This window comes from Paenibacillus sp. 4624 (genome assembly GCF_050435065.1).
Classification (GTDB): domain Bacteria; phylum Bacillota; class Bacilli; order Paenibacillales; family Paenibacillaceae; genus Paenibacillus; species Paenibacillus amylolyticus_D.
The window spans coordinates 317818-337296 of record NZ_JBNDJR010000005.1 but is presented as its reverse complement, the minus strand read 5'-3'; the positions used below and the strand labels follow the sequence as shown (position 1 = coordinate 337296).

Genomic DNA, 19479 nt, shown 5'->3' with positions numbered 1-19479 from the left:
TCTTGATTTACAATGAATTAGACACCGCAGCACAACGAATAGCCACAACTTAGCTGAAAAAATATGTATACTTCCGATTATTCTCACGATTTTCCCTAGAACCGCTCAACATCAATATCATGCAATAGGGCTATTATAGTGACTTTATCGGTTCAACCAGGTCAAAAAAGTGCAACACAGTTCAAATAAGTGCAAGATCCGTACACACTTTTTATCCCAATCGTCCTCGCAATCTCCCTCTAAAGTAAAAAATCATACAGATTCTGGTCAATAACGTTTATATCCGCTCCTCTTATTCTCCATTACAATATCTTCATGTACAACTTTCCTAAATATGACTTGAACTTGAGGGGGAACGTGAATGAACCAAAAGATGAAGCTTCTAATCTTGTCGATGAGCATGTCCGCTCTGTTGATCACAGCTTGTAGTGACACGGGAAAAGGTAAAGCACAAACCGATGCGGACGATGATGGCACAGGTGCAGTCACCATTCATACGGTCACATCGGAGTACAGTTCAGCGAAATATCCCAAGGGCGATGATATCACCAATAATGTCTGGACTCGCCGGTATAAAGAGAAGTTAAACATTAACGTCAAGACGGACTGGGTTAGTGATGAGTACGAAACCAAGCTTAATCTCGCCATCTCTTCCAATGAATTACCAGACGTTTTTCGGGTGAACCCTTCTCAGCTGCGCCAGTTGGTTGAAGCCGATATGGTCATGGATTTGACAGAAGCCTTTGAACAACATGCCTCGGAACGTCTGAAAGGTTATATGAAAGCGGATGCAGACAGCTACGAATCAGGCAAGAAAGACGGAAAACTCTACGGTATACCGCAGATGCACTGGGGGTTAATTGATCAGCCCGACTTTATCTGGATACGGAACGACTGGAAAGAAGAGCTTAAACTGCAAGATCCGAAATCCGTTGAAGATATCAAAAATATGGCGCTCAAATTTATGGAAAAACACGGCGGATACGGCATCGCTGTAGATCAATCCCTGGACTATCTCAACCTGCTAGCCATTGCATGGAACGCACATCCCGACATGTGGATTGAAGATCGTTCGGGAAAACTCACCTATGGCTCCATTCAACCTGAGATGAAAAACGCGCTTGCCGAGTGGGCGGAATGGTATAAATTGGGCATTATTGATCCCGAATTCGCGATTAAAGACTTCAATGCCATGAATGCCGACATCGTTGCTGGTAAAGTAGGCATCCAGCCTTACTATCAGTGGTGGGGGTATAATCCGGGCGTAGATACGATTGCCAATCTGGGCAAAGATGCGATCTTTTATCCATATCTCATTCCAACCGTTGATGGTAAGGAAGCAAAACAGTCTATCTTTTTTGCCAACAACAACTACATCGTTATGAAAAAGGATGCCGCCAATCCGCAAGCGGTGATCGAAATCCTGAATGATTATGCCTACATCGTAGATGAAGGCAACGGCAAGGAGAAACCGGAGACACTGTCTGCCCTGCTCGACAATGATATTGCCCACGTGGTTGGTGCATTCCGTGTACTTAATCCGAATTCGGACTATGAGCAGTTTGAAGCTGTATCCAAAGCTCTTGAAACGAAGGATACGAGCGGACTCACGACTTCAGGAATGTGGCAGAAATACAACAATAGCGTGGAGTTTATCAAAAATGCGACACCAGGAGCAACTGGCGATTATTTGCAGCAGGGTGCTCCGAAAAATGCATATGGTCTGGCCAAAAAAGTGCTCGATAGCAACAACTATATCAAAACCGCGCTATGGGGGGTTACGCCAGAAGCTCTCTCCAGCTACGGCACAACGCTGGATGACATTCTGACCGAAGGATTTACCAAAATCATTATGGGCAGTGAAAGCATCGATTACTTTGACGTGGTCGTACAGAACTGGCGAGCAGCCGGCGGAGACAATGCCATTGAAGCAGTCAATGAAGCCTACGGGAAATAAAGCATTTGCGTTGTGAAGCTGGAGGGGGTGAGCCCGTTCTCACCCCCTCTTTTTGATAACTGAACGGAGGAAAAACCATGCTGAAAAAATGGAAGCAGCAAAGTCCGTACCACCTCATGTTGATCCCCAGCGTTGTGCTGGTATTTATTTTTAGCTACATCCCGTTCTATGGACTAATTATTGCGTTTCAAAAATATAACCCCGGTCTCGGCTTTAACTCGCCTTGGGTAGGATGGGACAATTTCACGCATGTATTCAATCAGCCTAACTTTGTGAGAACGATCTGGAACACCCTCTACATGTCCATATTCAAAATGATTGGCGGCATTGTCGTGCCGGTTGTTTTCGCACTGCTATTGAACGAAGTCCTTCACAACGGGATTAAACGCACGTTCCAGACCCTCGTATATATACCGAATTTCTTGTCATGGGTCATTATGGCGGGCATTATGCTGGATATTCTGAGTGCGGATGGCATCGTGAATACGTTCCTGAGTTTGTTCGGCGTCAAACCGATCTCTTTTCTCGGCACTCCTTCAATCTTTCCATGGACGATGATCGTGAGTGACATATGGAAGGGTTTCGGTTTTGGAACGGTCGTTTATCTCGCGGCTTTAACCAGCATTGATCCCGGACTGTATGAAGCCGCAGTGATCGATGGAGCGAAGCGTTGGAAGCAAACGCTCTATATCACCCTGCCGCTATTGATGCCAACGATTGTCTTGATGTCTGTGCTTTCCCTTGGCAATGTGCTGAATGCCGGATTCGACCAGATTTACAATCTCTACTCTCCTGTCGTTTATCAGACTGGTGATATTATCGATACTTATGTCTACCGTTTGGGGATACAGCAGGCCCAATATTCCATTGCGACCGCCGTTGGATTATTCAAATCCGTGATCTCCTGCATTTTAGTAGCTGTCTCTTACATTCTGGCTTACCGCGTGGCGGGTTACCGTATCTTCTAAGGAGGGCATATTCCATGATCTATGATAAAAGTATAAGCAGACGCGTGTTTCTTATTATAAATTACACGATCCTGCTGACCATCTCGCTAATCTGTGTGTTGCCATTTGTGAATTTACTCGCCGTGTCCTTCAGCAGCAGTTCAGCGGTATCGGCAGGTAGTGTTACCTTCTGGCCTGTAGAGTTCACAACCAAAGCTTATGAGTTTGCCCTTTCTGGTGGCGCGTTTTATTCCTCGCTATGGGTTGCCATCCAGCGAACGGTCCTGGGTACACTTGTGAATCTGGTGTTAATTGTGCTCACAGCCTACCCTCTATCCAAAACCAAACAGAAAGTGATGGGGCGCAACGTCTACATGGGATTTTTTATCATTACGATGCTGTTTAGCGGCGGCTTGATCCCGACCTATCTCGTTGTGGTGAAAATGGGACTGATTGATTCCATCTGGTCTCTGATTCTGCCAGGAGCGCTTCCCGTGTTCAGCATGATTATTCTCATGAACTTTATTCGAGGCTTGCCGGAGGAGATTGAAGAATCGGCTATCATTGACGGCGCAGGCCCTCTGCAGGTGCTGATCCGCATCATGCTGCCTCTTCTCAAACCAGCACTTGCAACGGTTGGATTGTTCAGCATTGTGGGTCACTGGAACTCCTGGTTTGACGGCATTATCTACATGAACAATCCGGCCAACTATCCGTTACAGAGCTATTTGCAGACGCTGCTTCAAAGCTTTGAGCAGATGATGTTGAAATCCGGATCGGATTACACCCAGCTCTTATCCATGATGAATGCCCGAACAGGGCGAGCGGCACAGATGTTCCTCGGTGCAATACCGATTCTGCTGATCTATCCGTTCTTGCAGAAATATTTTACTAAAGGACTGGTACTCGGCAGTGTTAAAGGCTAAGGTGACATAAAGGGCGACTTCGTATGCGACTGTCGAGCACACGTTCACTTGTTATCTGGTACACAGGGGATTGCTGGAAGCAGAATCGCAAACGTTGTTCCTTTGCCGATCTCACTTTTCACTTGTATTCCATACGGCTGGCCAAAGTGAAGTTGAATACGTCGTTGTACATTATAGAGGCCTATCCCCCGGCCTCCACTTCCTGTTTCATGCTTTTCCTCCATCAAGCTTCGTACCATACTCTGGTCCATACCCGTTCCATTATCACAAACTTCAATGCAGATATCTTCCTTCTGGGCCCCAATTCGAATTGTAATCAAGCCATCCTCTTCGATCTCGGCCAGACCGTGAAAGAACGCGTTCTCTACGATGGGCTGCAGGATCATTTTAGGCATTGCATAATGCAGCAGGTTTTCATCGATCTCATATTTCATCTGAATACTGCCGTAATATCGAACATTCTGGATGGTCACGTAATGTGCAATGTGGTTTAATTCTTCACGAATCATGACGAGACTTCCATCAGACTTGGTGGCATATCGAAGCATAGAGATCAGTGCATCGGTCATATCTACAATTTTGTCGGCCTGTTGCATGGAAGCGATCCATTTCACGGAACCTAAAGTATTATACAGAAAGTGAGGGTTAATCTGATCATGCAGTGCCCGCATCTCGGCGGCGGCCTTCTCGATCTCTTCCTGCTGCATGCGCTCCACCATTCGTTTCAATTCATGTGACATTCGGTTGAATCTGGTGGATAAATGACCAATCTCATCACGGGAGCGAATATCCTGCACCTGCTCAAACTGCCCCTTTTCGACAAGACGTATATTGTTTAACAGCTTTTTGATGGGACGTGTAATGACGTGAGACAAGAAAATGGAGATAACTGCAGCGAAAAGTGACATGACGATCGCTAGTGTTACGAGGTTTTTACCTAGTATTCTACCGTCGGCTGTCAGCTCTTCCAGCGGCATATAGACATATGTAGTCCATTTCTGCTGACTAAGCGGACTTTTTACTACGACATTGGTTGCCTCGGATGGACGAACGTTATCTCGAAACAAGGTGCCGATTAACTGGTCGTTGACGTTGTAGACGATCTTTTCGTCTTCATCGATAATCATGAATCTGGATCGAAGTCCTTCCTGCAAGTTACGATTGACGATTTCAATAAATTTAATATCGATGCTAACCACCATCACGCCAAGCAATTTTCCGTTCGTGACATCATGAATTTTTCGTGCATGGGACACGGCGAGTACTTTATTTTCGAGCTGCTTGTCAACCCGGGTGGTTAACGTGATCGTACGCTCGTCGTCATGCATAAACTTCTTGAACCACAGCTCATTTCTTACATTGAAGGCTTTGTCAATCGGTTGATGTGGACTTACAAACAAGTCTTGTCCACCGTTCATATTGTATAAATAAATGGAAAATACACGATCCTTCATCATAATATAATTCATTAATATGTTATATGCCGCGATTTCGGTTTCCTCATCACTTACACGCAGAAAATCCTGGATCGGAAAGCTGCCTTCATGGGTGGCAGATAAACTGTCATTGAGTCCGTTGCTGGCGAGCAGGGTGATCTTTTCGATTTCTTTCAAAAACTCGTCGATGCGAATGTTCGTCTGTTTGGTCAAATCACTAAGCAGTGTATTGTAATTCTGTGATAATAACCGTTCGGAAGAATAGTACGAATTAATGGTCATCACAAAAACAGGAAAGATGATGACGATCATACAGATTACCATAATCTTGTATTTAATCTGAAAAGGCCGCGTATATTTCATCGATCACACCTCTATTCACGAATGGCATGCACATGCTGCTGTTCCCGATATTCCTCTGGCGTAAAACCTGTGTTCTTTTTGAAAATCTTACTGAAATACGTGTAGTTGTGATACCCGACTTTATCGGCAATCTCATATATTTTCAGATCTTTGCTGAGCAGATAAGCCTTCGCATGATCAATACGAACCCGGGTCAGATATGAGATGAAATTTTCCTTCTTCTCCTGCTTGAACAAACGACTTAAATAGGACGGATTCACGTTAATCTGGCTAGCTACACTTTGCAGGGAAAGATCCTCTGCATAATAACGGTTGATGATGTCTATTGCGAGGTCTGTATATTTGAGTTCGTGTGTGACCTGGGAGCTCGCGCTAAATGTCTCCGTGATATAAGTCAGCACATTCTGATGGATATCCTCCCAATGCTCCCCGTTCAGGACAATCTCATAGGGGGATTTTTCGGTTACTGAGATCTTGCTTCGTGATGTGCTGTTCAGCAAATGGGCGTGCATCGTTTCGAGCAGCGTAATGTATTGCTTGCGGATGCTGTTCTCGTCCGCCCGTATGGTCTTCAGGCGAATGTAGATTTCTTCAACAAATTGCCGGGCTTTCTCCTTATTTTTGCTCATACAAATTTTCATGAAATGTTGTTCCTGCTGCGGACTCAGCAGATGTTCAACGTCTTCCCTGTTCGGGGTTTCACGTACCTCATCAACATACAGGATCTGGCTTTCATCCGTGAAAAAGCTTTCCTTGAGCGCAAATTCTGCCTCCTGACATGCTTTCCGCAACGACACAAAGCCGATACAAACCGAACTTACTCCTGCTGTAAGTGACAGGTTCATAAAATCCTTAATGGAAATGAGCACTTTACGAATCAGCTTGTTCAGGTCAGCATGTGCATCCGCGTTAGATTCAACGTTAACCACCACCCAGTATTCAGACGAGCTTTCCACAAAAATCTCCTTTGCCCACCGGGATGGAATAACCTCTTCCATAATGTTGAGTATCGAGAAACGGAGCAGCTTTTCCCCTTTTTCAATGTACTTGCGTTTGACCTTCTCATAATGATTAACGATGAATTTGATGACGACTAGTTGGTCTGACTGGATACGAAAATGGAGTTCTTCCGCTTTGGAAAACAACTCTTTTTCATGGATGAATCCGCTTACAACATCTTGGAAAAAGCTATCCTTTAAATATCGAATACTCTTGGAATAATCGGAGGATATATAGGGTGAGGCGTTTAATTGATGGTGTTCACTTTGCAACTTCTCCCGTATATTCGTCAAAAGCTCGATGAGCGATTGCTCATTAATTTCGCTTTTAATTAAGTAATCGGCGGCACCGAACTTTAAAGCATTTTTCACATAATCTAATTCATCAAAATTGCTCAGAATGACGAATTTACAGCTTTTTAACGATGGGGATAACTGTTTGATTAACTCTAATCCATCCATAACGGGCATTCGGATGTCTGTAATGATCAGGTCGGGCACCTTCTCAAGCGCAAGCTCCAGTGCTTCTTTTCCATTACTAGCCTCACCTGTCACACAAAAACCGTATTCTTCCCAGTTCAGCATGGAACGAATGCCAACACGCATCAGCAATTCGTCCTCTACAATCATCAGTTTATACATGGAAGTCCTCCAAAGTTGGTTATTTATACACGAGATATCACCCTAAATATTCATGGGCATGTGCATTCTATCTTGTAATTTATTCGGACTGCATGCATGAAATCCCCTTAATGTGTAGAAAAATGATCAGAAAACGATCAAAAAATATACAGCAGATTAAAAAACAGACAAAAGACCGCCAAAGTTGGCGGTCTACATCGTTCGCATTATTACTCTCAGTAATATCGAGAACACATGAATACATGCTGAGGCAGGTTTTCTTTTCTACAACTAATAGGTCATAGCCGAGCTGCTGCCCTTTTATTCGTTCGATATTAATATGGATACAGCACATTTGGATTCCATGTATACAACAAGGCTCTCTTGATCTTGCATATCAATCTTAACCTGTTTGCCTTCTTGACCATCGTTAAACAGTACCAATGCTGTGCTTCCGTCCGTGTTGCGAAAAGCTACCGTGTATATTGAATCGTCGCTGGAGACCGATTGGATTTGAACCGCTTTAGGGCGAATCAAAGCACTGAAATGAGCCAGCGCGTAATAATCCAGCGTGTAGACAAGATCTCCCGTCTGCTGGTTAATCTGCACAATGCCACGACAGGTGCTCTGCCCAAAACCCGGCACCGTAGGGCCATTGTGTTCATCCAGTGCCATATTCCATAGCACGAGTGACTTGCTGTAGTTTCGCAAAATCTGAATGCCCGTTCGAATCACATTGGAGAACGCTTGTTCAAACGGGGGAATCCATTCCCCTCCAGAACCTTCCGTGAAATGCACTTCTTTTCCCGTAAAAGCTTCGTATACTTTGGATTGGGCTGACGCATCTCCCCCATACCAATGCCATGCCACTCCATCCACGGCTTCTTCTGCATGTTCCAGAACGGTCAGTGGATAATCCGGACGATCCCAATTATGATCATAACAGAAGATTTTGGTGTCAAGGTTGTTGCGTATAAAAGCTGGCTTGAGATGATGGACAATAAAATCTGCTTGCGCCTCAGCAGGCATCAGCATACCTGGATAATGTCCCGGCTCATATAAAGCCTCATTCTGCGGGGTGATTGCATAGATTGGCAGACCATGAGCTGCATATGACCGAATATATTTTACAAAATACTCGGCATATGCCGAATACCACTCAGGCTTGAGCTGGCCTGTAATCATGGAGCCGCTTGTTTTCATCCAGCCGGGTGCGCTCCACGGTGAAGCGAACAGCTTCAAATCGGGATTCAGTGCAAGCGCCTGCTGGGTTAACGGGATGATATCCGCTTCATCATGTGCAATGCTAAATCCGTCTAATTCTGGGTCTGTCTGATGGTCGGGCAGATCGTTATAACTGTATACCGTGCGGGCATAATCCGAAGCGCCCATGGGGTTGCGGATCACCGACAAGCCGATTCCTTCTGTCGGATGGAACAGCCGTGTCATCACTTCCGCCCGCTGTTCGTCCGTTATCTTTTGATTCATCAGATATGCCGCAGCGTCCGTGAACGATGCTCCAAACCCGTCCACCTCCTGATACGTTTGGCGATCATTCAACTGTACGGTTGCCGTTAAAGAATCAGCGTCTGCAGACTTGATTGGATTATATTCCTCAGGGTGAACCAGACGAAACAGGTCATTCTCTCCCGTAGTTTTGAATATTTTGTATGTTGTCATTGCGAAGCCTCCTCATTATTGCATGCCTAATTTCTCTTTATTCTGCTTCATCTTCTCGCTGCGGATCTTCACAATGTCAGGCCAGCGATTTTCCTCTAGAAACGATTGATATGCGGCAAGGGCATTGTCAAACGAGGCATCATCCTTTGAACGCAACATGCTTACCAGTGTTGAGTTCCATTTGGTGTTGATGGCGGACAAGGCGCGAGCTTCCGGTGTGCCCAGGTTTGGGTTAATATTTTCCAGAATAAAATGAGGTGTCAGCTTGCCTTTGCCCCATGCTTGCATTTGTTTTATGGCTTCTGGGAAGGCATCGGCACTCAGCGCCTTATGACGGTCATGACCGAAGAACATAAATTCACCCAGGCGATACTCCTTCTTGAATTGATCCGCATTATGCAATTGCATGTCCTTCACTGCCGGAAGTAATTCCACTGTACCGTCGGCTTTTTTCTTAAATGTCTCTCCTTCAATGCCATAGTTCATCAGCATTTGTCCTTCTTCACTCAGCAAATAGGTGAAAATCTGCATCGCTTTGGCAGGGTCTTTAGCATCCTTGGAGATGAAATTAATCATCCAGCCTGTAATACCGGACTGATTCAGTGTCGGTGCGTTGCCCTTGGTACTTTGCGGCCCATCAATGGCAATGTACTCTTTGCCTTCGTTATCACTCATGTAAATCTGAAGATTTCCACCCTGCTGAGGTGTGCCATCGAGCAGCATGGCCGCATATTTACCGGATTTCACTTTTTCTTCAAAGGCTGTACCGTCATCCGCAAAACTGTCATCACTAATATTGCCGTCTCTATACACGGCGTTTAATGTTTTCAGCCAAGTCAGGTAATCTTCGTCCAGATTGCGGTCATAGAACTCTCCGTTTTCCGTCTCCAGAGGTACGCCGATAAAATCCTGTAACGCATCGCCAAGTGAACCTGTGCCTCCACCGATGGCGTTGAAGCCAAACGGAATGAGCGATGGGAACTTTTCCTTGATCTGTTTCATCACACTCTGGAATTGTTCCGGTGTTCCTATGACTGGACTGCCTAATGCTTCATATACATCCTTGCGGATAATAAAGGCGGTCTTTGCTGGAATGTTACCGCTATCATAATCTGCTTGTGTGTTGGAATAATTCGGATAACCGTAGGTCTTGCCATCCGCTTGCTGGAACCACTTCAGCGTGTCCGCAGCCGCGACCTTGTTGAAATACGGATCGTATTTCTCAGCTAGATCATTAAGAGGCATGGCCCAGGTTGATGCTTTGCTCACGACTTGCGAATTGGAATCAAACACCGTCAGCAGATCAGGCATATCTCCGCCAGCAAAAAAGGTATTTAATTTGGTATCATCGCCTGTAATAAATTTGATGTTAATGTTCAAGTCTTCCTTAATCTTTTTAGTGACGATATCTTTGCCAAAATCGGTATTCCACCAGTCTGCATTGACGTACCAGGTCAGATCGGTCACTTCTTCCTTTTTATCGAGCTGCCATGCTGGTTTCTCCGGATCAACCGTATAGCGATTCTCAATGGATACCCAGTTTGCTTCACTCGATCCATCGGAACCGCCGCTGCATCCCGTAATCATGAACACAGCTGTGAGTAATGCTGCACATCCTTTAACCCCTCTTTTGCCCAGTACCCGGTGAATATTAAACATGTGTTTTCCCCCTCGTAGTCGAATATAAATCGTTGATGTGAATCTATCGTTTTATTCCTTAACAGCTCCAAGCATCATGCCTGAAATGAAATATCGTTGTAACAAAGGGTAGATCAGCACAATTGGCAATGTCGTAATGACGATGGTGGCAAGCTGCACCCCTTTGGTTGTTGTTTCGATCACGACAGACCCGCCAACGTTCTGCATGGACTGTGTCTGGGATTGCACAATAATTTCATATAACATCATCTGTAACGGGTACAGTGATTGGTCTGTGATATACAGTTTGGTCGTCATAAAGTCGTTCCACTGGCCTACCCCATTAAATAAAGCGATGGTCGCCATTGCTGGCATGGACAGCGGGATAAAGATTTTGAGAAAGATATGCCAGTCTCCAGCCCCATCCATCTTCGCCGATTCTTCCAGTGAATCCGGTACATTTCGGAAGAAATTCATCAGGATAACTACATCGAAGAAACTGAACAAAGCCGGAATAATATACACCCAGAAGCTGTTCAGGAGACCTAGTGCCTTGATGAGCAAAAAGGTTGGAATCATGCCGCCGGAGAAAAACATAGTAATTACACCCATGGCTACATACAATTTACGTCCTCTCAAGTACTTCTTGCTGAGTCCGTATCCGACCATGGCACAAAAGAATACATGTGTCACGACACCGATGGTAGTTTTGGACACAGAGATGAAGAACGCCTGCCAGATGTTGGAATCGTTAAACACCGCTCGGTAGTTTTCCAGCGAGAACTCCGGTGACCAGAAGATGAATCCACCTTCTGCGAGTGCTTTGCCTGAACTAAAGGACGAGATGATGACATTCCAGAGCGGAACGATAATGATGATGGTACAGATCATTAAAAAAATAATATTGAGCGTATCAAAAATCCGGCTGTCCAGATCTTCTTTTGCCGCTTTTCCATTCATGAGGGACCTCCTTCTACAGCACAGACTGGTTGTCATTAAGCTTGCTTGTGATTTTGTTTGCCGTGACCAGCAGAATTACAGAAATGATGGAAACACCCAAACCTACGGCGGTAGCATACGAAAAGTCTCCTTGCGACATCCCCATACGATAGACATATGAATTGATGACTTCGGCCTTTTCGCGGTTCTGTGAGTTCATGAGCACCAGCGTTTGATCGAGATTCGAACCGAGTAGTCCGCTGACCGTCAGGATCAGATTCAGACTGATAATGGATTTCATGTTAGGCAAGGTGATATTCCAGATCTGACGCATCCGGCTGGCTCCATCGATTTTGGCGGCCTCGTAATACGTAGGATCGATCTTGGACATGATGGCGAGATACAAAATGGTGCCCCAGCCAGCTTCCTTCCAAATATCCGATAACGTGGCGATCCACCAATACTTGCCTGCGTCCAGCAATATGTTTTGCGGCTGTGATATGATGCCAAGACCGAGCAGTAGTTCATTGAACAAGCCGGTTGTGGAGAACCAGGTGATGAGCATACCGCCCAGCACGATCCATGAGAGAAAATGAGGCAGATATGAAACCGTTTGCACGAATTTCTTGAATCGTCCACTGTTCAGCTCGTAAATCATAATGGCCAGAATAATCGGAATGACAAAGCCAATCCCTAGCTTCAAAAAGCTGATGCCCAGCGTATTCACAACGGCATCCCAGAAGTATTTGTCTGACATGATGATTCTGAAGTTATCCAGCCCCACCCATGGGGCACTGGACAGTGTATCAATGACGGTGTAATTTTTGAACGCAATCGTTAATCCGTAGATCGGTATGTAACAGAAGACAATCATGAACAGAATGCCGGGTAGAACCATGGACTGGATCTCCCATTGTCTGGCGAAATCGACCCAGAATGTATTGAACCGTTGCTTGAAATGTTTTTTGCCACCGGGTTTAAGAGGTTGCTGCTGTCTGTCTGCTGTAGTCGTCAAGTGACTCATCCTTCGTTGCTCCCCTCTGTATGTGTCGATAGGTGTATTTATTCCGTTTTATAAAAACGTTTTTATTTTGTCCCAAAAAACTCCCTTCCCTGTAATATGAATGAAAATGGACCCGAAGAGTCTCTCTCCCTTTATTAGCGGCCATCTCTCCGGTTGATTCTCACATGGCTTGAACCTCTTACGATAAGTTCTCCAGACAGCTTTTGCGCTACGCCTTCTTCCTGTCCCTTGATCATATCGACCAATTGTGTGACAGCTAGAATGCCTTGTCTTGCAATTTGATTCCGAACGGTCGTTAGCGGTGGAGAATAGTACGGAGCGATATCAATATCATCGAATCCGACTACGCTGATGTCACTCGGAACCTCATAACCATGAGATTTCAATGCCTGTATGCATCCGATCGCACTCAGGTCATTGCCGGCGAGAAAGGCATCTGGTAACTTGCCTGGATGCTTATGAATGAAGGATTTGATGGCACTGTAAGTGGCCTCTTCTTCAAAATACCCCTGAATGATGTAGTCTGCATCGACGGGGAGCTCGTATTCTCGAAGGGCCGCCAGATACCCCTCTCGACGCTGTACACTGTCAAACATCTCATCTACGCCAGAGATATAAGCAATTTTCTGATGACCAAGCCCGATCAGATATTTGGTCGCTTCATAGCTGGCTACGTAAGAGTCAAAGATGACACTTCCCATTCGTTCGCTCTCGTACACACGATCCAGGAAAACAGCTTTAATCTTGTCTTTTTCCATCGACAAAATATCCTGCTCATCAATTCGCAGCTCTTCATAGATGATTACACCATCTACCCGCCTGCCAAGAATATTGCTCATAATCACATGTTTATCTTTGGTTACAAACACATTGAGTCCGTAACCGAGACGGTCACACTCACGCGACATGGCCTCGACTAACTTGTAAAAATACGGCCCCGACACACTTGTTGTGAAGAAACCAAGCATTTTGGTCTGGCCTGATTTCAACAGTTTGCCATTGAGATTAGGGATGTAGTTTAAACGTTCTGCCACTTTGAGCACGTGGGACTTCGTTTCCGGATTCAGTACATCCACACCATTTAAGGCATTCGAAACCGTAGAGATCGAGACACCGGCTTCCCTTGCAACATCTTTAATTGTGATTTTTCCCATACATTCAGGTTCCTTTGCTATTAAAACGTTTTTATACATTCAAAATAGCATAAAACCGTTTTCATTACAACACTTAACTATTCCGTTTATGATAAACAAAAACCGCTGATCCTTGAAGATCAGCGGCAGGTGAACCTTTTGATGAATATTATTCAAATCGGATGGTATATGTTTGTCCTTTTTGCGTTGGCAGGCTAACTTGATCGTCTTTTTCCGGGGTGGTTTGCACAACGGTATCCCCTTGGCGAACATTCAGACCAGGTACAGACTGCAAATAACATGTATTGCCTGTATGCGAGAGGATTTCTGCTTCAAGCAGCTTACCGTTCTCCCAACTTAGGCTAACCTCAAACCCGCCTCTTGCTCTCAACCCTTTAACCGAACCTGTAGACCAGCGTTCAGGCAAGGCTGGCAGGAAATCGAGATATCCCTGATGAGATTGCAACAGCATCTCGGCAATACCTGCGGTTGCCGCAAAGTTTCCATCGATCTGGAATGGTGGATGAGCATCAAACAAGTTGGCGTACACTCCGCCAGTCTCATGTTTACTTGGCTCATACGCTTTTACCAAAGTTAACAGATTGGAGATAAGCTGTTCAGCACGGTTGCCCTCTCCAAAGCGAGCCCATAAACCGATTTTCCAGCCAAGACTCCAGCCTGTGCCACCGTCACCACGAATCTCAAGTGAAGTACGTGCAGCCTGCATCAGTTCAGGAGATTTTTTCTTTGTAATCAGTCGTCCCGGGAATACACCTACCAAGTGGGATACGTGACGGTGCTGCGGATCTTCTTCCGTGAAATCCTCGCTCCATTCCTGAAGGCGACCTTTTGCGTCAATCTGCAAGGGCAGAAGTTGTTCTTTCTTCGCTCGCAGGAGATCCACAAATTCCTCATCTGTTTGTAGCACTTCAGCTGCTTTAATGCAGTTATCAAACAACTCGGCAATGAGGGAAATGTCCATTGTGGTTGCTTCACTAACAGCAACATGCTCTCCGTTAACGACAAATTTCATTTCTGGTGACGTTGATGGTGATGTGATCAAATGACCTTCTTTATTCTCAATAAGCCAATCCAAACAAAACAAAGCGGCATCCTTCATCAACGGGTAACCGGTTTCCTGCAAATACACTTTATCTTCTGAGAAAGCATAATGCTCCCACAGATGCTGCGTCAGCCATACACCGCCCATCATCCACAAAGCCCATGACGGATCACCGGCACCATAATCTCCAACAGGAGCCGTTTGTCCCCAGATGTCTGCATTGTGATGGGCTACCCAGCCTCGAGCACCATAGTTTATTTCAGCTGTTTTCCGTCCGTTTTCCGCAAGTTTTCCAATAAAATCAAGTAACGGTTCATGCAGTTCAGCCATGTTACACGTCTCTGCAGGCCAATAGTTCATCTCTGCATTAATATTCAATGTATAGTTGCTGCTCCACGGCGCACGTGTTTCCTGATTCCAAATTCCCTGCAGGTTGGCTGGTAACGTTCCCGGTCTGGAGCTGGCGATCATCAAATAACGGCCATAGTTGAACAACAACTCGACTAACCCTGGATCACTGCTGCCGTATTTCTCAATGCGCTCATCTGTAGGCATGTCCTGCGGAGCAACGCTTTCACCCAAGTGTAATTGCACACGATTAAACAGCGCTTGATGGTCCTGTACATGACGTTGACGCAATTCCGTGTAATCACGAGTCATAATCTGCCTAATAACGTCCGCAGTCTTCTCTTTCGGGGAAGTAACGCTGTCATCGGTTTGACCTGTAGGAGCATAACTCGTAGCCCCTGTAAAGTAAATGACCGCTTCCGTTGCACCAACAATTTGCAGTCCGCCACCGCTTGAATTCAGTGTACCTCCAGTATGAGATACCGCAAGTCTGCCATGGAAAGTCATCGCACGACTAGATGCCGCATCTCCGTAACGAACAGGCACTTCAACATCGTGATAGTTCGGTGACACATACTCAGGAGCTGTTCCGGACAGCTCATATTGAGCGTTCGCAGCAGAAGTTTCGTGTCTGAGCGGACTGCTCAGTCTGGTATGGAAGTTAAGTCTTCCTTCTTTGCTTGCGGTTAAACGAATGACGATACCCTGATCGGGATGGGAAGCAAATACCTCCCTGTCATATCGTACTCCACCAATTTCATAGGAAACGCTTACAACACCTGTAGATAAATCCAGCTTGCGCTGATAGGTTTTACGTTCACATAATTGCCCATGTTCCATCACAAGTTCCAAATCACCAAATGGCAGGTACGATTGTGTAAAAGGTCCCATCATTTTTTTGCTAAGTTGATCTGCTTCCACATACTGTTTACGAGCAATTAAATCCCTAATCTGAGGCAATACTTCACGAGCCTCCGGATTATTCCAATCCTGTGCATAGCCTGACCACAACGTGTCTTCGTTCAATGCAATGCGTTCTTTTTCGATACCGCCAAAGACCATTCCGCCCAACTTGCCATTACCGATAGGCAGTGCTTCAACCCAATAGGTGGCTGGAGTGCCAAACTGAATATTCATGCTGATCGTTACCTCCGAATGCACTTGATTTTTGGACAAACTCTAATTTTTGCTTGCTCAGGAATCATTATAACTTTCAATACAAAGGGAAGATATATATTTAATAAAAATGATGTGGAAAAGCTTGAACTAGTGACAAATAAACCTTAAAATCCCATTTGATATGAGGAAGGGATTTTATCATGACGTTCCAACATAACAATTGTCAGATTCACTTGTACAAAAGATGCAAAATGCGTGGTAAGCAAAAAGCGGCACCAGGTTTGGCACCGCTCTTTAAATAAAGTGTGGAGAGTATACGTACTTCCGTTGCTATATTTGATTTAATTTATTGGAATTGAACACTCTTCATATAAGCTTTGAATTCTGCTGCAATCTCTTTGTACTTTGTATGATGCAGATAGTGTGAGCCTTCCATCGGGATCATTTTGCCCTGATCGGATTGTTTGATTTGCTCCTCATGCAGCGGTATCCAACTTGGATTCGCTGTATTATTGGACTGAACAAAGAGCAGTACTGGTAAATTGCGAGGATAGGTAAGATTCTCTGCATTTTTGAAATTGGAACCCAGATGCTTCAACTCATTCATAAGGGTCGGATTGCTCGAAACTTGGTTGGAGATTAGGTTCATCTGCTCTATGGTATGCTCATCGTAGTCCATAGATTTGTAAGGATCTGCACTCACATTCTTCAGCAATCGCATCAGCCCTGATGTTTGAAGGAACTGCATCGATTTCAGAGGTAGTTTAACATCCATGCCAGGCTGATTAGGAACACTGCTGTCTATACCGATAAAGGCCATCACTTCGTCAGGGTAATTTTTCACATAAGACACGCCGTATAGTCCTGTAATGGAATGCCCCATGAGAATATAACGCTTCAGACCAAGCTGCTCGACAGCGGCATGAATTTCACTGACAATATTTTCAGAGGTACGTTCTTTGTCAGTACGATCACTTAATCCATAGCCAAATGGTTCAATCGTTACCACTTTATAATCCGAAGTTAATTGATCAATTAATAGTTTAAAATCCAACACCGGAGATGGCGTTCCTTGTCCCGGAAGCAGCACGATGGTCTGTTCTCCGTTACCTTGAATGGAGACATTCATGTTTTTGCCATCCACTTGCACATACTGTCCATAGGATTCAATTTTTTTCTTTTCCAGCCCATTGCTAATCAGATTTATTACAAATACGATGCCCATGAATAATACGAGCGCTGCGATGATTCCCCCGATTATTTTTAAAAACAACTTGCGTTTCTTGCCGCGCTTCTTCTCTGTTTGCTTCATTTCTACGATTCCTTCCACTCTCATCTTCTCCCGTCCTTAAGTCTGTGTAACTGTCTTGGTGACTTATTTACAGTATAATGAGACAAGATGTTGCCAGCGTGACGCCAATATGAACGGAATATGAACTGGCATATATAAGTTGAATTACTTTACACGAGCACTCCGATGACAGAATAACCTTTCAATCGCTGTTATCCCCAAATTTTTTGGATTCCCTTTTTGAAAGGGATAAATCCGGTGATAAAGGCTAAGCTTATGCTTCCGAAGTAGCTTTCCTTCAGAAAGCTTTTAGCTCCACTTTTCCAGGTTTTTTCTGTCCTCTCCGTTTTTGTGTAAATAAATCATTCATTTTATATCGTTTTTAAGCAGTATACATGAAAAAAAGAGAGCCGCTTATATAAACGCAGCTCTCTTTGCCATGTTTAAGGCCGTTTTAGTGGTCGAGGAATACGAGTTGAATGAAAAACAGGATTGCAAAAATATAAAAAATCGGATGAACATCTTTACCTTTACCACGTAGCAGTTTCAGCACAGGGTAGAAAATAAAACCAATCCCAATTCCTGTTGCAATACTGTGCGTCAGCGGCATGAGGATAATGATGAGGAACGCCGGGAATGCCTCTTCCAGATCACTCCAGTTCATTTTGCTAATAACACTGATCATAAAGAAACCTACAATAATCAGCGCCGGGGAGGTGATCGCCGGGATACTTGAAATGACACTAACAATTGGACTAAAGAACAAGGTTACGGCGAGCAAAATACTTACTGTCACCGCAGTCAGTCCTGTTCTGCCCCCTGCGGCTACACCCGTGCTGGACTCAATATAAGCCGACGTCGGGCTTGTTCCGAGCATGGCACCCGTCGTTGTACCGACAGCATCAGCGAGCAATGCACCACGGGAGCGCGGGAATTTGCCGTCTTTCAGTAATCCGGCTTGTTCCGCCACACCAAGCATCGTACCCGTCGTATCAAACAAGGTGATTAACAGGAAGGTGAAAATAATCGTGTATATTCCATTGGAGAAGACACCTGCCAAATCCATCTGGAATGCTGTTTCGCCGAGCCCTGACGGCATGGCTACAATGGATGCAGGCATCTGGAAGAGTCCCATGAACCAGGCAATGATCGCTGTAATGACCATACCGATAAACAGGTAACCTTTCACATTGTAAGCCATCAACGTAACAGTGATGATCAGACCAATAATCGTTAGGTAGGTCATTGGTTGTGCCAGGTTTCCGAGTGTAATCAAGTTAGATTCAGAATTGGCAATAATGCCTGCATTCTGTAGCCCTACGGTTGTAATAAATAATCCGATTCCTGCTGTAATAGCGTGTTTGAGGCTGGCTGGAATGGCATCCAGAAGCATGTAACGAAACGAAGTAAGCGATAAGATAATAAACAGAACACCTGCAATGAATACAGCACCAAGTGCTGTCTGCCAAGTTACGCCATATCCCTGTACCACACTAAACGCGAAAAACGCATTTAATCCCATACCTGGTGCGATAACAATCGGATAATTGGACCACAGTCCCATAATCAGCGTTGCCACAATACTCGCCAGAATCGTAGCAATGAATACCCCGTTAAAGCTCATTCCTGTGTCGCTCAGAATTCCGGGATTCACAATCACTATGTATACCATCGTGAAAAATGTAGTAATACCAGCAATAATTTCGGTTGAAACGGTGGTGCCTCTTTCTTTCAGTTTGAACCAGTTGTCCATCGTCAAGCCAGCCTCCAACTTTCATTTTGTCTTCTTAGATCCTCCAGCACAGTTAAAAACAAAAAAATCCTAATTTCCTATAGGATTGGAATTCTCACGCTCCTATATTCGTCATCAGGATCTGAACAGCTCCGAATGTGAAGATAAAGATAAGGATTTTGTTTTTAAGCTGAGGTGCATTTCGAATTTTATTAAAAATAACACAAGATGTCAATCAAATTTGAGCTTTGTTCACATTATTTA

13 protein-coding genes are annotated in these 19479 nt (G+C 44.8%); 3 read left to right on the top strand and 10 right to left on the bottom strand.

Going from position 1 to position 19479, the window contains the following annotated elements; translation table 11 throughout:
- Positions 1-361: 361 nt before the first annotated feature.
- From ABIE27_RS14270 to ABIE27_RS14260, 3 genes are all read left to right on the top strand, one after another.
- Complete coding sequence (locus ABIE27_RS14270) at positions 362-1957, top strand: hypothetical protein (RefSeq protein ID WP_123066601.1); 1596 nt, start codon at positions 362-364, stop codon at positions 1955-1957.
- Positions 1958-2034: 77 nt separating this feature from the next.
- Positions 2035-2925: an ABC transporter permease gene (locus ABIE27_RS14265; protein ID WP_123066600.1), complete on the top strand. Its 891-nt coding sequence runs from the start codon at positions 2035-2037 to the stop codon at positions 2923-2925.
- A 14-nt stretch (positions 2926-2939) separates the two neighbouring features.
- Complete coding sequence (locus tag ABIE27_RS14260; RefSeq protein WP_123066599.1) at positions 2940-3830, top strand: carbohydrate ABC transporter permease; 891 nt, start codon at positions 2940-2942, stop codon at positions 3828-3830.
- Positions 3831-3874: 44 nt separating this feature from the next.
- Here the strand turns inward: ABIE27_RS14260 and ABIE27_RS14255 are convergent, their stop codons facing one another.
- The 10 genes from ABIE27_RS14255 to ABIE27_RS14210 form a co-directional block, all read right to left on the bottom strand.
- Positions 3875-5629 carry a cache domain-containing sensor histidine kinase gene (locus tag ABIE27_RS14255; protein ID WP_123066598.1) on the bottom strand — a complete coding sequence of 585 codons (1755 nt, stop codon included), beginning with the start codon at positions 5627-5629 and terminating at the stop codon, positions 3875-3877.
- Between the two features lie 11 nt (positions 5630-5640).
- Positions 5641-7269 (bottom strand): response regulator, encoded by a 1629-nt coding sequence (locus ABIE27_RS14250; RefSeq protein WP_429350758.1) that lies wholly within the window; start codon positions 7267-7269, stop codon positions 5641-5643.
- Between the two features lie 300 nt (positions 7270-7569).
- Complete coding sequence (locus ABIE27_RS14245) at positions 7570-8928, bottom strand: glycoside hydrolase family 30 protein (RefSeq protein WP_123066596.1); 1359 nt, start codon at positions 8926-8928, stop codon at positions 7570-7572.
- 15 nt (positions 8929-8943) lie between these two features.
- Positions 8944-10587: a sugar ABC transporter substrate-binding protein gene (locus ABIE27_RS14240; protein WP_429350757.1), complete on the bottom strand. Its 1644-nt coding sequence runs from the start codon at positions 10585-10587 to the stop codon at positions 8944-8946.
- Between the two features lie 51 nt (positions 10588-10638).
- Positions 10639-11526 carry a carbohydrate ABC transporter permease gene (locus ABIE27_RS14235; RefSeq protein WP_123066594.1) on the bottom strand — a complete coding sequence of 296 codons (888 nt, stop codon included), beginning with the start codon at positions 11524-11526 and terminating at the stop codon, positions 10639-10641.
- A gap of 13 nt (positions 11527-11539) precedes the next feature.
- Complete coding sequence (locus ABIE27_RS14230; protein WP_423246125.1) at positions 11540-12529, bottom strand: ABC transporter permease; 990 nt, start codon at positions 12527-12529, stop codon at positions 11540-11542.
- Between the two features lie 134 nt (positions 12530-12663).
- On the bottom strand, positions 12664-13683 hold the full coding sequence (locus tag ABIE27_RS14225; protein ID WP_429350756.1) for a LacI family DNA-binding transcriptional regulator: 1020 nt from the start codon (positions 13681-13683) through the stop codon (positions 12664-12666).
- 148 nt (positions 13684-13831) lie between these two features.
- Positions 13832-16210 (bottom strand): glycoside hydrolase family 95 protein, encoded by a 2379-nt coding sequence (locus ABIE27_RS14220; RefSeq protein ID WP_192895152.1) that lies wholly within the window; start codon positions 16208-16210, stop codon positions 13832-13834.
- Positions 16211-16538: 328 nt separating this feature from the next.
- On the bottom strand, positions 16539-17528 hold the full coding sequence (locus ABIE27_RS14215) for an alpha/beta fold hydrolase (protein WP_240037166.1): 990 nt from the start codon (positions 17526-17528) through the stop codon (positions 16539-16541).
- 409 nt (positions 17529-17937) lie between these two features.
- Positions 17938-19236 carry an NCS2 family permease gene (locus ABIE27_RS14210; RefSeq protein WP_429350755.1) on the bottom strand — a complete coding sequence of 433 codons (1299 nt, stop codon included), beginning with the start codon at positions 19234-19236 and terminating at the stop codon, positions 17938-17940.
- Between the last annotated feature and the right edge of the window lie 243 nt (positions 19237-19479).